The organism is Paucibacter sp. Y2R2-4, assembly GCF_025717535.1.
Classification (GTDB): Bacteria; Pseudomonadota; Gammaproteobacteria; order Burkholderiales; family Burkholderiaceae_C; genus Paucibacter_A.
Window position 1 is genome coordinate 223295 of sequence record NZ_JAJIRO010000002.1, and the last position, 13426, is coordinate 236720.

Below are 13426 nucleotides of genomic sequence, written 5' to 3' on the forward strand. Positions count from 1 at the left end.
ATTCCAAGTAGAAGGGGGAGGAGCGATGCCCCTCCCCTTTCACCATCAAACTAAGTCAATCAAAAACCAAGCAGTCAATTACTTGAACATGCGCACGGGCGTGCAGCTATTGCCCGAAGCACGTGCAGCGTGTGCGCTGAAGGCCTTGACTTCAGGCGTCTGCAGAGCCCAGGCACCCGAGTAGGTACCAGGCAGGGCCACCAAACCGGCTTGCAGGTCTGGGTCCAACTTGGCCAACACCGAGGCCTTGCCCATGTTGTTGCGCATATCGGTCAAGAAGGCTGCGACGTCAGCTGCAGGAGCGTTGGCAGCCAGAGTCGACCATTGCATCGACGACTCAAAGGCGAAGTCGTAGCTGGTGTCGATCACATTGGCGCGCTCAGGAGCCACACCGCCGAGCTTGACAAAGCGATAACCCTTGTCGCCACCGTTGGCCAGGGGGTTGTTCTCACGACCGACGATGCCCAGCGCGTAAGCACCAACGCCTTCGGCCGTCGTGCCCAAGCAGCTTTCCACCAACTGGGTGCTCGAACCTTCAAAGTAGCCGGTACGGCCGGTGGCCAAGATGACCTGAGCCACGGTGCCATTCACGCCACCAACTTGTGTGTTGGCAGAAGGAATGTAGGCGCCGCCACCTGCGCAAGGGTTGGCAGCAAAGTAAACATTGGACGCAGCTTGTGTGCCCGAGCCATTGGTACGGCGGCAGACGTTCACTTGCTTCGTGTCCACAGCGGCATCAACCGTTGAAGGGATCAGCAGGTTCCAGCCCTTCTTGGTGCTCAGATTGCCGGAGATTTGGCCGGTCAAAGCGCCACGCACGAAGCCAGCAGGAATGCTAGGCTGCTTAGCTGCGCTTTCGTCAATGGCACCCGCGTTGTCAAGGCCTTGAGCCTTTTGCAAGGCCAAGTACAGGCTCTTGTTGACGGCCACGCCGAAGACGTTTTGCACAAAGCCGGCGGCGTTCAATGAACCCACATTCAAGTTGGTGCCACCGTTGACGGGGTCTTGCAAGAGCTTAGGCTCAACGTCAGACAGACCGGCGTGAGCGAAGCGTTGCTGAGTGCCCGAGCAGATGAAGCCTGGCTTTTGCACGTCGGTCGAAGGCGAGTTGATGGGCACACCGTTGGACGTGTTAGCAACGCAAGAAGTGCCGCTGACCAGCATGTGCACTTGACCAGCGCCGTTGCCATCAACGCCAGCAACGACAGCATCATTGGCCTTGACCAGCGGGGTCACGCCTTGAGCGGAACCGCCCTTGTCCTTCTTGACGACCAAGACGGAGGTGCCGACCGGCCAGCTGCCGACGGCCTTGTTCAGTTTGAAAGAATAAGCGCGGTGGTCAGCGCCGGTCGAGCCGAAATAGAAGACGTCAAAAGTGGCAGGATCAGCCAGCTCTTGCATATAGCCACCCAGGGCCAGACGCAGGGCGGAGGCGCCGGACACATAGACTTCCTTCAGGCTGCCATTGCCGCGAGCGGTGTCGATTTCAGCAGGTGTCAAAGCATGTGCGGAACCGATGGCGGCCATGCAAGCCAGGGCGATCGCGGAGGAGCGAATGATGTTCATTTGGAGATCTTTCTGTTCAGAAAATATCGAGACGTAGTTAACCAAAAGCCGCAGCTTTAACGCTGCAGCCAGGTCACTTCAATCGGAGTCACCTGACCCGCAGGCCAGGCAAAGCGTCTTACCGAGAATTAAGCTTGGCGGCGACGGGCCACAAAGCCCACAGCCAGCAAGCCACCCATCAGCAGGGCGTAGGTGCTTGGCTCAGGAATGGCCGCGACCGGGGTAGCGATGGTCAAGGTTGTGCCAGTGAAATTGGCAAACTTTTCGTTATTGAAGGTGTTCATGAGGGCGTTGGAGGAGCCGTCATCGTTGGAGGTATAGAGGTCAGCCAACTTGGCAGTGGTGCCGATTTCGTTGTTGCTAGGCACGCCGTCTGCGAAGTTCGCCCAACCCAGGCTGAGGTCGCCCAGCGTACCGGCAGCACCGGAGAGCTCGTGATTGGCCTGACCAGGAGTAGCCAAAGCCATGTACTTGAACTGCTCGCGCAATTGCAGCGAACCTTCATTCGAGCGCTGGTTCCACACAGTGAAGTCCAGGGTGCTGAATGCGGCGGTGTAATGAATGTCACCCAGATCGAAACCGTCGGGGTTGTTCACTTGGACCGAAGCGACGGTCCACTGGGTGTTCACGCCATTCAGAGCCAGGAAATCATTCCACTTGGCGCCGGCCACATCGAAAGTGTTGACACCGGTCAAGCTGGACAACTCAACGCCGAGGTCCTTGGAGTAAGAACCCTTGGAGTTCCAGGCCATGAAAACCAGCTCAGGAGTGGTGGAAGTGTTCACAGCAGCGAAAGCCGGAGCGAAAGAGGCGGCAGCCAGAGCGGCCAAGACGATTTTCTTCAGTTGCATAGTGTTCTCCGTTGAGTACAGAAAGAGATGGTTGATAAATGTTTCAATCAATCAATGAACCAAAACAGTTCCAGAACTCGGCGCGCTCTGCCTAGAGAACAGAGTGCGCAACCGGTCCGCTACGCCTGAACCGCCATCCCCTGAAATACAGCTTCGAGAAGAAAACTCGCATTTGGCGGTGGCCATGGGCGCCTGGGTCTTTTGGACCCGAAGTCAAAGAGCAATAGAGAAGCAGCGAACTGCTTGAGGATTCAACCTACAAAACGAACTTTGAACGAAGCGCGTGACATGCATACCCGCGCTGTGAAGCAATTCACAATCCGAACGGACTAGGGACTTGTACGCAGCGTGTCTTTTCCGGCCCCAGCATTCACCGGCAAACTCAAACCACCGGCATGGCAGGCGGCTTGACCAGTTCGATGGGCGCGCGGTCCAGCAGGTTCATGGACATGGCCCGCGCCACCGCTTGCGCACGATTGGCCGCATTGAGCTTGCGCAGAATTTTTTGCACGTGGTTTTTCACCGTCAGCGCGCTGATGCCCAGCACTTCGCCGACCTGTTGATTGCTCATGCCCTCGCGCAACCAAGACAGGATCTGGCGCTCCCGCTCGGTGATGCCGCTCTGGCGCGAGCCTGACACCGGCGTCGGCGAGCTGGGCGTGGCGTTGACCTCACGCTCCACCACCTGCACTCGCTGCCAGGTGGCGTGGATATGTGGCATCAGCAGCTCCAGATGGCTGCAATGCTGCTGAGTCAGCGGCGTGCTCTGGTGAGCGAAGACAAAAAAGCTCTCGATCTCGCTGGGCCGCTGCGGCCGCGAGACGCCGTGCACCAGCAGCTCATGAAAGCCTGCGGCGCGCAGCCCTATCATCTGTGGCTGCAAGGCCTGGCCTTCGAGCTGCTCAAGCTTGACGCGCAGCGGCTTGCAGCGCGCTTCCAGCCACATGCCTTGCAACTGCTGCATCAGCACACAGCGCGGCGCACTCAGGCTCAGCAGCACCTCATCGGCGACGGTGACATTGTTGAAGGCATCAAAGACCAGCTCGCGCTGATTGCGCTGGTAGGCGCCGCAGATCGCCATCTGGTGCGGAATCAAAAGCTGCAGATTGCTCTGCGTCCAGACAAAGAATTGATAGCGGCGCCGCACATCCAGTGCGGACTCGGCGGCGCGCACGATGGCTTCGATATGGCTGTTGCTCAGCAGCACGGCGTCATTCGATTCGTGTGGGTGCATGATTGGCATGGGCGCGACGACAAAGTGTGGAAGAACAAAAAGCGGGGGGTACCGGCGGCTGGACTGTAGAGAGCGCATATGACTGGGTGTTGAAGCTCGCAGCGAAATGCGCAGCTAAAAATGATCCGTTCGGCTCATGCTTGGCGACCAATGGTTCGCTCAGGCTTGGCTCAAGGCTCACCGGGCGGCGCTGCAGCGCCCTCTGCGCCGGAAAGTGAGGCGGAACTTGGCAATATCACCGGAGTAAATCGCAGGTCAGACACCCGTGGTTTTGGCGCACTGGCGGGCAAGCTCGCCATGGCCACTCCGGTCGAAAGCAAGAGCTGCCGCGCCCGGCTGTGCACCCCAACAATGCCGCTCATCAAGGCCTGCCCCTCGGCATGGGGCTGGACGGCGCTCTTGGCGACGGCAGGCTCGACCGCGCCTTCAAAATGGGATTTGAGCGGGCTTGCGGGGAGGCCCGCACTCCCCGCCCCTGTCACATCGCTTGGTCCCTCTTGCTGTGCACCCGGCAGGGCTGGCGCTTGCGCCGCTGCGGCCTGACCCATTTGCAAAGCCCAGTCCGGGCGACCGGTAAAAGGATCGGCATAGAGTCGGCGCAGATGGCGGCGCGTGCTGCCGCTGCGACGGTCTTCCAGCAAATCTTCCAGCCGCTGCGGCAAGGGGTTGGCGCCGGCGGGTGTCGCACGGGCATAACTGGCCAAAGCCTGGGCAATGGCCTCGCCGCGAAAGCGCAGCTCGGCCTCACGTTCGCGCTGCTGCAGCGTCTGCTGGCGCTGCCCCAAGGCGGCCAGGGCCACGCCGCCCAAGGCAATCACGAAGAGCAGCCACAAATAGGTGAAGCCCCGGCTGACTAAGGACTGTGAGTTACCAGTCCGCATACAAACTGCCATCCGGCGCGCGGCCGGGCGTGCCGCTCTTGACATCAAAGACCTGGCCAGGCATTTCCAGCTCAGCCGGTGGGGTCAACAGCTGCCACGTGCTACGGCTGCCACTCAAAGGGTCTTCGGGGATCTGGCGCAAATAGCGCGCCTCGACCAACTCTTGCAGCGAGTTGGGATAACGCGCTTTGTCAGCGGCGAAGTGATCAATCGCGCTGCGCATCACATTCAAGGAGCTGCGCAGCGCATGGCCGCGTGCCGCGTCCACCTTGGCAAAATAGCGCGGCGCGGCAATGCCGGCCAAAAGGGCCACGATGGCCATCACCACAATCAACTCGATCAGGGTGAATCCTTGGGACTGCGTCCGCTCACGAGGCAAGGTGTGCATTTCCGGCTCACCAATCGCGGTAGGGCGTGCCGTCCAGGCCGATGCCGGGCGCGCGCGAGTACACATCAAAGACATCACGACCGGGTTGCGGTGAGTCGGCCGGGCTCTCATAGCTGCGCAGGCCCCAGCTGCGGGCGGCGGGCAGATTGCTGTCGGCCAGCGGGTCGCGTGGGAGACGACGCAGGAAATAGATCTTGCGGCCCTTGGGGTCTTTTTGATCGACCACGCCTTCAACCAGGGCAGTCAAGCTGGGCGGGTAGCCGCTGGCGTCGGCCGGCACCGCGATGCGCCCGTCCGAGCCGGCCTGTTTGTAGGCATCTAAGGCCAGGCGAATGCTGCGCAGGCTTTGGCGCAACTCGCTTTCTTGCTGGCGCTTGTGCACCCAAACGCTGAGCGGCTGCGCGGCCGCGGCCAAGATGCCGACGATGGTGACCACCGCCAGCATCTCAACCAGGGTGAAGCCGCGCTGACGCGCCGGCCGGGCCATGTCAGCGCCCCACCACGGCCACATTGGGGTCCCCGGAGACCTGCACAGTGAGGGGCTCGCCCTTGGCGTTGCTACCCCGCAGATTGCTGAGCTCAATGCTGGAGCTGTTACCTGCTGAACCAGGGCGCGCCCGCAAGACCATGACGCGGTGGCCATGGGGCGGCAGCTCAAACTCGATCACGCCATTGCCGCCCGCGTTACTGGCTTCGGCCGACATGAACAGGGCCACATCAAAGCGCGCCTCGCCTTCCAGCTTGAAGGGCGATTTGTTGTACAGCGTCACCGACAAGGTCTCGCCCACATCGGCTTCGGCGCTGGTCTGGATCTCGATCTCGCCTTGGGGTGCGGAGCTGGAAGCAGCATCCTGGCCGATGGGTGCGGGAGCGACCGCACTTGGCACCGCGGGCGCCAACTGCAGCGGCGCTGGCACCACCACCCCACCAGCCCCCAGCCCCCCGCCGCCCGTCATCGGCAGCGCCACCGCGCCCGCACCGCGCAAGCGTGAGCCTTCGGCACCCGGGTTGCCGTCGAAACCTGAGGCCAGCACGGTGCGGCTGGCATCCGGCAGGTTCAGATTGCGCAGCACCCGCGGGGTGATCAGCAGCACGATTTCTGACTTTTTGCGGTTGTCGCCATGCACACCGAACAAGCGGCCCAGCAAAGGCGCTTCGGACAGATAAGGCAAGCCGTTGATGCTCTTGCGGTCTTCGTCGCTGATCAGGCCGGCCAGCACCTGCGTTTCACCATCTCGCAAGCGCAGCGAGGTGCTGGCCTTGCGGGTGCCGATGCGGTAGGCGCTGGTCGGCTGGGCGCCGCCCGAGCTTTCCTTCAGGCCTAAGCTGCTGACTTCCAGATTGACCTTCATCACCACCTCGTTGTCGAGCTGGATGCTGGGCTCCACTTCCAGCGTCAGGCCCACATCGATGTAAGTCACCGCCGTGGAGACGCCGACGTTGGCGGTAGAGGTGCTGGTGAAGACCGGCACCTTGTCGCCAATCTGAATCTTGGCTTTCTCTTTGTTGCGAGCGCGCAGCTTGGGGTTGGCCAAAACATTGCTGGCGCCCGTGCCGCCCTTGAGCTTGGCCGTCAAGACCGGGTTGGCCACCATGCTGCGGAAGGCACTGCGTTGGCCCAGTTCGACCACGCTGGCAGCGCCCGGCAGTCCGTATGTCACCTCGGCCGGCCAGTTCAGGCCGAACTGATCGTCGCGGTTGGTCTCGATCTCCAAGACCTCCACATCCAACATCACCTCGGGCTCGGGCAGGTCCAGGCCGCTGATCAATTGCTCGATCATGGCGATGACCTCGGGCGTGTCGCGCGCCACCAGCAGATTCAGGCGTTCATCGATGAAGATGTCGCGCGTCTTGGCCATCATGCGCACCAGGGCCTGAGCCTGCTTGACGTCGGCGTTATTGAGGTAAAAGCTGCGTGTCACCAATTCCTGGTGTTCGCGCTGCTTGGCCTGGGTGTTGGGGTAGATCAGCACCGACTTGTCGTTCAGCAGCTTGCGCTCCAGCTGCTGGGTGGACAGGATCACCCGCATGGCTTCGTCAAGGCTCACGTCCTTCAAGTAGATGGTGACCTTGGCATCGCCGCGCACATCTTTGTCGAACACAAAGTTGACGCCGGCACCACGCCCCATGGCCTCGAACACGGTGCGCAAAGGCGCCTCGCGGAATTCCAGGCTGATGGGTTTTTGAAACGCAGCCGACAAGCCACTGGCCACCAGCGGCGGCGCATACTTTTGGCGCAACTGCTGGTTCAAGGCCAAGGCGCCCGACTGGCCCGGGTCTTCGGCCAACACTTGCTGCACCGCCGCTCGCGCTGCATCGAACTGGCCGGTTTGCATCAGCTGCGTCGCCTGGCGCACGCGCGCCTCATGCTGCCGCGCCCGCTGCAGCGCCTGGCGGAGACCCTTGCTGCGCGAGGAGTTGGCATCCACCATTTCCATCTTCTTCAGCACCGCCTCGGCCAGATCGAGCTGACCCACCGCCCGCGCCGTCTCGACCTGGTTAGCCAAGGCCAACAGACTGCGTTCGCTTTGGCGGGCGTAGGCCATGCGCAGGGCCTGGTCTTGCGGGCTGGCAGTCGAAGCGTCACGCAGCATGCGCCACGCTGCCTCTTGCTCGCCGCGTTGCAGCAAGGCCTCGGACTCCCGCAAAGCCGGGTTGGCGCAAGCCATCAGCAGGCAGGCGCTCAGCAAGGCCAGCGCAAGCGCCGTGGGGCGGGTTTGCGACAGCGCAGGACGACTATGGGTGGGAGCAGGAATCATGGTGAGGAAGAGAAGACGGTAGAAGCGGTGGAGGCCGAAGATGTACTCAGGGATAGGCCAGGCTTTGTTTCTGCCCACCGGCCAACCAGGTGAACTGGGCGCCGCTGGGACCGATGGCATCGAGCCGCCATTGCTGGTCCAGCGTTTCGCCGACGGCCAAAACCACGGTGCGCAGGTTGTTGCTCAAAACGATGCGGGGCCGCTGCGCTTCATCCATGCGGCCCACCAGCTGATAGCCCAGTGGCGGTGCGGCGGGCGGCTCGGACTCGGCCTCAGCCTCAGGCTGCGGTGCGGGTTTGGCTTGAACTGGGGGAGCGGCAACGGGCGGGGCTGCGCTCAGGCCCCAGCTTTGCAAGACCTGCGGCTCGGCATCGGGCCAAGCATTGGCCGCCAGTGGCTGCAAAGCCGGTGGCCAGCTGCCGGCGCGCGCTGGGCTAGCGTCTGAGCCACTGACTGCTGCGGCGGGCAAGACTCGTGCGGCCCTGGCGGGTCGGGATACGGAAGCTTTCCCCTCTTCCTGCTGCTCCTCGCGGCTGGCGACCCAGGCGGTGGCGGCCAGCGTCAGGGCCAGCCCAGTCAGCAAGATACGCTGACGCGAGCTCTGGCTCGCTGAAACAAGGGCAGAGTTCGTCGCGCCCGGCAAGGCGCCGTGCACCGGAGCGCTCATGGCTGGACTCCTGAAGCCGCCGGCGCATGGGCCTTGGCCGTTTGCGGCATCTGCATATAAAACACCCAACTGAGCTCGGCGGAGAGCATGGGTTCCGAGGGACGCAAGCGGCGCAGCTTGATGGACTCCAAGCTCAGCGCCGGGTCGCGCTGCAAAGCCTCTTGCACATAACGCCGCAGCTGCTCGTAGTTGCCATTGGCATTCATGGCGATGCGGTACTGCGCCAGCCCCAGGGCCGGCTCGGCCTGATAGCGAAACTCGCTGCGCGGCCAAGGCAGGCCAATCTCGGTCGCCAGCGCGAGCAGGGCCGCGGTGCGCGCCTGCCGTGCACTATCGGGCGGCAGGCTTTGCAAAAAAGTCTGCGGGTCTTGCGTCAGCTGGCGCTGGCCTTGCTGCTTGAGGGCCAGGCGGCGCTCACTCAAAGCCTCTCTTTGCTGCCCCAAGGCGCGCTCTTGTGCCGGCAAGGCCCAAAACAGCAGAATCATGGCGACCAAGCTCAGCAGCGTGGCCAGGCCACCCGGCCAGCCCATTTTTTGCAAGAGGCGTTGTGCGGGCTCGGGCAAACGCAGCCACAGTGGATTCAAACGCTGGCGAATCGAAGCTTGCCAGGCAGCAAGATCGAAGCGTGACCGGCCGCCGGCCGGCCCTGGATGCAGTCCCGCGCTCATCCCCGACCTTTCAAGACCGAGCCGGGCACCACAGCCGAGGCTTGGCGCCGCACCACTTCGAAACGCAACCCGGCCGCCTCGGCGCCGCCGCCGGCCATGCCATCCAACGGCCCCTCAGGCTTTTGCAGCCGCGTCAAAACCACTTCGCTGCCCGGCACGCTGCGCGCTTGCAAGGCCAAACGGTCCACCAACTGCATCACCCGTTCGGCCTCCAGGGCCGAGCCTTCCAGCCGCAGCGAGCCGCCCTGCAAGTCCATGGCCTGCAGCTGCAAGCCCGGCGGCAAAGCCTGCTCCAGCGCTTGCCAGCGGCTGCCCCAGTCCTTGCCCAACTCGGGCCGCAACTCTGCGGCAATGACCCAGGCGCGTGCCTGCAACTCGGGTGTTCGATTGACCGAGCTGCTAGCGTCCACAGCGCCACGCGTCGCCGCAGTGCCGCGAGCTGCCCCCGACTGGGCGCTGAGCTGGTCCAAGAGCAGCCACTGCTCCTCCAGCTGCTGCGCCTGCACGCGCAGCTGGTACTGCTGCAACAAGAGCAGGCCCAGGCACAGCGAGGCCAGCAGCAAATAGGCCCACATCCACAGGCTGGGCTTTTGCGCCCCCGGCATGAAGTCGGGCTGCGGCCAGCTTGTTGTGCGGCTTGGGCGAGCCATGCCGGAACGAGAGCCACGCAGGGCCGGCGGATTCAAGAAGCTCACGCTCATCAGGCTAGCGCCTCCGAAGCCAACCAGTGGGCCGCTTGCGGGCTGTCGTGCAGCGCACCCAACTCATCCGACACATCCCAACGAGTCCCTTGTGGGCCCCAGCCCATCAGCTTGGGTGCATGGCTGCTGCCGGTGGCTGGCTGCAAGCCCTGCATCAGCGCCTGCAACTCCTGGCTGTCGGCCTGGTCCAGATAGCGTTGCTGAACCTCGACCAATTGGCCCTTGGACAGACTCAACCAGCTGAGCATGCGCCCCTCCAACAAGGCCAGGCCCGAGCTCTCGGCGCGCGCCCAAGCTTGGTCCAGCGTGGCGGCAATCGCCAGCGCATGGCTCCAAGCGGGGCGCAGCGACAAGATGCGCACCCGGTAGCGCTGTGCCGTTTGGCTCAATGCAGCCAGGCTCAAACCGCCCTGCTCTTGCAAAGCCACCGCATGGCGTTGCCCGGCGGCTGGGCCGCTGCCCGGCTGCCACAAGGCCAGCGGCCAGTCTTGCGCCGCCGCTCCGAAGTAATGGACAAACTGCAGGCGCGCATAGGCCTTCACCGCTTGCGCGTCGGCCAGCGGCATATCGGCCGGCACGCTGACGTTGTGCACCCAGGCTCCACCGACCCAGATGCGCAGCTGCTGGCCCGGATGGGCCGCGCACCAGCTTTCAAAGTCGGGCCAGCTCTGGCCTTTTGAATTGGATGAATCAGCGAGCGCCGGGTTGAAGCTCCATAGCCCCGCCTCACCCCAGTAAAGGGAGGCCACCGGCAGCGCGCGGGCGCTTTGCCAAGCGTGGAAGCGCTGCACCAGACGCGACAACAAACCCTGTTTAGCAAGGGCTGGCGCGCCAGCAAAAGTCTCAGTCGGCAAGCGTGACACGATCGAGTTCCTCCAATGTGGATTCGCCGCGCCGCACCAGGGCGACGGCAGCCTCGCGCAGCGTGCGCATGCCACGCTCGCGCGCGGCCTCCTTGATGCGGCTCATCGCGGCGCGTGCTGCGATCAGGTCGCGCAACTCATCATCCAAGCAGAGCAGCTCCGAGACCGCCCGGCGGCCCTTGTAGCCCGTGCCCCGGCAATGGCTGCAGCCCCGGCCCTGCATGAACTGATCGCCCGGCTGCGGGCTCAGGCCAAGCGCAGCCAACTCCGCGCCGCTGGGTTCAACCGGCGCGCGGCAATGCTGGCAGTTGATGCGCATCAGGCGCTGGGCCAAGACACCATTCAGGGCGGCGACCACGTTGTAGAGGTCCAAGCCCATATGCATGAAGCGACCCACCACATCGAAAGCGTTGTTGGCATGAACGGTCGAAAAAACCAAGTGGCCGGTCAAGGCCGCCTGCACCGCAATCTGCGCAGTTTCGGCATCACGGATCTCGCCCACCATCACCCGGTCGGGGTCATGCCGCAAGACCGAACGCAGGCCGCGCGCAAAGCTCAGGCCTTTTTTCTCATTGACCGGAATCTGCACCACGCCGGGCAGCTGGTACTCGACCGGGTCTTCAATCGTGATGATCTTGTCTTGCCCGGTGTTGACCTCGGAGATCGCCGCGTACAGCGTGGTGGTCTTGCCGCTGCCGGTGGGGCCGGTGACCAAGAGCATGCCGTGCGGTTGCCGCGCCAAGGCGCGGATGGCGGCACGCGCCTCGGGTTCGAAACCGAGGGAATCGAGCGTGAGTGCGCCCTGCGCCTGGATCTGCGCTCGGTCCAGCACCCGCACCACGGCGTCTTCGCCGAAGACGCTGGGCATGATGGACAGACGGAAGTCAATCTCGCGGCCCTGCATGCGCAGCTTGAAGCGCCCATCTTGCGGCAGGCGGCGCTCGCCAATGTCCAGCTCGGCCATCACCTTCAGGCGCGAAACCAATTGCTCGGCCGCCAGGGTGCCCTCAAGGTTTTTCACCTCCAGCATCACGCCGTCGACGCGAAAGCGCACCTTCAGGCCGCGCAGATGGGTTTCGAAATGAATGTCGCTGGCGCCGTCTTGCAGTGCGTCGTACAGCGTGGCGTCCAAGAGGCGCAGCACCGGGCTGGCCTGCTCGCTCAGGTTCAGCGCAGAAAGCTCCTGCGCCTGCGCGCCTTCGCTGCCATCGGCAAAAGCTTCGCCCAGGTCTTGCAAGGCGCGGAAATCCAGCTCGCCAGCGCCCAGGGCCGCGTCCAGCTCTGCCGCGCTACAAGCCACCCAGCGCAGAGAGCGCTTGAGCCGCGCCTCGACGCGCTGCAACAGCATGCCGTCCAGCGCCCGGTCGGCCAGCAAGGCCAAACGCCCGCGTGACGACACGGCCATCACCGCGCGCCAACGCTGCGCCTCGGCCTGGCTCCAAAGCTCGAAGCTCAGGTTCCACGGCCCCTCCTCCAGCGGCAGCCGCGCCAGCGCGGCCTGCGCCGTCAATTCGCTCGACAAAACCGCGCTCAATTGACTTGCTCCACCAGTTGGAAGATGGGCAGATACATCAACACCACCACGGTGCCGATGACCAAGCCCATCAAGAGCATCAAGACCGGATTGATCAAGCGCGTGACCAGTTCGCTCAAGCGGGTCAGCTCTTCGTCATAAAAGGCAGCGGCTTGCGCCAACATCGGGCCCATCTCGCCGCTGCGCTCGCCCACCCGCAACATGCGCAGCGACACCGGCGTGCCCAGGCCCTCGCGCTCCAGCGTCATCGACAAGCGCTCGCCGGTGCGCACGCCTTCGATGCAACGGTCCAGCTGCGGGCGCAGATGTGCGGCAATCACACCGCGCGCCGTCTGCAGCGCCGGCACCACCGGCACACCGGCCATCAAGAGCATGGCGACACTGCGATAGAACTGCGCCAAAGCCAGCAAGTGCAGCTTGGCGCCCAGCACCGGCAAGCGCCACAAGCGCGACAAGACCGCTTGCCGCAGGCCGCGCTGCCAAGCCAAGATTGGGCCCAGCAAGAGCGCAGCACCCAGGCCCATGACGGCCCAAGGGTGCTCGCCACTGAACTGGCCCACCGAGATCAACATCTTCGAGGCCCAGGGCAGATCACCGCCCACGCCTTCGAGCAAACCGGCAAAGCGCGGCACCACAAAGACCAGCAAGAACACCACCACGGCGGTGCCCGCCGCGATCAAGGTGGCCGGGTAGATCGCTGCCGCCACTAGCTTGCTGCGCAACTGCTCGGTCCAGGCCAGGTACTCGGCCTGTTCGGCCAAGGCGCGGTCCATCTGGCCGCTGCGCTCGCTGGACTCGACCACCGCGATGAAGAGTCCGTCAAAGGCCTGCGGCTGGCTGCGCAAAGCGGTGGAGAAAGACTCTCCCAGCTGGATGCGCGCGATCACGCCGTCCAAGGCCTCGGTCACGCCGCTGCCTTGTTGCTGCTCTTCCTTCTGCTTCAAGGTCACCAAGGCTTCCAACAAGGGAATGCCTGCCTTCAGCAGCACCGAGAGCTGCTGCGCAAACTGCCGCAGGGGAAAACGCTGAGCCGCGCGCGCTTGGCGTGTCTCGCTCGCCCCTGCCCCTCCAGCCGGCAAGAGCGGATGGACCGAGATCAGCGCCGACGGCGCCACGCGCAGCGCGGCGGCCACGGCTTGCGCATCCGCAGCCTCCACCTGAGCTTGCGCTGGGCGCCGGGCGGCGTCGAGATAACTGACCAGATACTGGGGCATGAGTCTTGGGAAGCGGAGGCGAAACGAGGGAGCAAAGGCTGCTCGCAATGAGCCGAAGGAGCTATGAAAGTGAGGCAGCTTAAGAAAAGCCTGTGACTGC

Annotated in this window: 13 protein-coding genes; all 13 read right to left on the reverse strand. The window is 63.7% G+C overall.

Going from position 1 to position 13426, the window contains the following annotated elements:
* Window positions 1–78: 78 nt before the first annotated feature.
* Window positions 79–1566: a hypothetical protein gene (locus LNV06_RS07825; protein ID WP_263537703.1), complete on the reverse strand. Its 1488-nt coding sequence runs from the start codon at window positions 1564–1566 to the stop codon at window positions 79–81.
* 128 nt (window positions 1567–1694) lie between these two features.
* A complete protein-coding gene (locus LNV06_RS07830; RefSeq protein ID WP_263537704.1) occupies window positions 1695–2417 on the reverse strand; it encodes a PEP-CTERM sorting domain-containing protein in 723 nt (240 codons plus the stop codon).
* A 382-nt stretch (window positions 2418–2799) separates the two neighbouring features.
* Complete coding sequence (gene epsA, locus LNV06_RS07835) at window positions 2800–3651, reverse strand: XrtB/PEP-CTERM-associated transcriptional regulator EpsA (RefSeq protein ID WP_263537705.1); 852 nt, start codon at window positions 3649–3651, stop codon at window positions 2800–2802.
* Between the two features lie 170 nt (window positions 3652–3821).
* Window positions 3822–4532 carry a type II secretion system protein gene (locus LNV06_RS07840; RefSeq protein WP_263537706.1) on the reverse strand — a complete coding sequence of 237 codons (711 nt, stop codon included), beginning with the start codon at window positions 4530–4532 and terminating at the stop codon, window positions 3822–3824.
* Window positions 4519–4920 carry a type II secretion system protein gene (locus LNV06_RS07845; protein WP_263537707.1) on the reverse strand — a complete coding sequence of 134 codons (402 nt, stop codon included), beginning with the start codon at window positions 4918–4920 and terminating at the stop codon, window positions 4519–4521. The genes LNV06_RS07840 and LNV06_RS07845 overlap by 14 nt, the downstream gene beginning before the upstream one ends.
* Before the next feature lie 7 nt (window positions 4921–4927).
* Window positions 4928–5407 carry a type II secretion system protein gene (locus LNV06_RS07850; RefSeq protein ID WP_263537708.1) on the reverse strand — a complete coding sequence of 160 codons (480 nt, stop codon included), beginning with the start codon at window positions 5405–5407 and terminating at the stop codon, window positions 4928–4930.
* Between the two features lies 1 nt (window position 5408).
* The gene (locus LNV06_RS07855; RefSeq protein WP_263537709.1) at window positions 5409–7679 is read right to left on the reverse strand and encodes a secretin GspD/PilQ domain-containing protein; all 2271 of its coding nucleotides are present in this window, start codon (window positions 7677–7679) and stop codon (window positions 5409–5411) included.
* A gap of 46 nt (window positions 7680–7725) precedes the next feature.
* On the reverse strand, window positions 7726–8346 hold the full coding sequence (locus LNV06_RS07860) for a hypothetical protein (protein WP_263537710.1): 621 nt from the start codon (window positions 8344–8346) through the stop codon (window positions 7726–7728).
* Window positions 8343–9014, reverse strand: a complete 672-nt coding sequence (locus LNV06_RS07865; RefSeq protein WP_263537711.1) for a hypothetical protein — start codon at window positions 9012–9014, stop codon at window positions 8343–8345. Before LNV06_RS07865 ends, LNV06_RS07860 begins: the two co-directional genes overlap by 4 nt.
* Entirely contained in the window at window positions 9011–9715 is a 705-nt protein-coding gene (locus LNV06_RS07870) for a PilN domain-containing protein (RefSeq protein ID WP_263537712.1), read from the reverse strand. The genes LNV06_RS07865 and LNV06_RS07870 overlap by 4 nt, the downstream gene beginning before the upstream one ends.
* The gene (locus LNV06_RS07875; RefSeq protein WP_263537713.1) at window positions 9715–10578 is read right to left on the reverse strand and encodes a hypothetical protein; all 864 of its coding nucleotides are present in this window, start codon (window positions 10576–10578) and stop codon (window positions 9715–9717) included. The genes LNV06_RS07870 and LNV06_RS07875 overlap by 1 nt, the downstream gene beginning before the upstream one ends.
* Window positions 10559–12112: a GspE/PulE family protein gene (locus LNV06_RS07880; RefSeq protein WP_263537714.1), complete on the reverse strand. Its 1554-nt coding sequence runs from the start codon at window positions 12110–12112 to the stop codon at window positions 10559–10561. Before LNV06_RS07880 ends, LNV06_RS07875 begins: the two co-directional genes overlap by 20 nt.
* Complete coding sequence (locus tag LNV06_RS07885) at window positions 12109–13326, reverse strand: type II secretion system F family protein (protein ID WP_263537715.1); 1218 nt, start codon at window positions 13324–13326, stop codon at window positions 12109–12111. The genes LNV06_RS07880 and LNV06_RS07885 overlap by 4 nt, the downstream gene beginning before the upstream one ends.
* Between the last annotated feature and the right edge of the window lie 100 nt (window positions 13327–13426).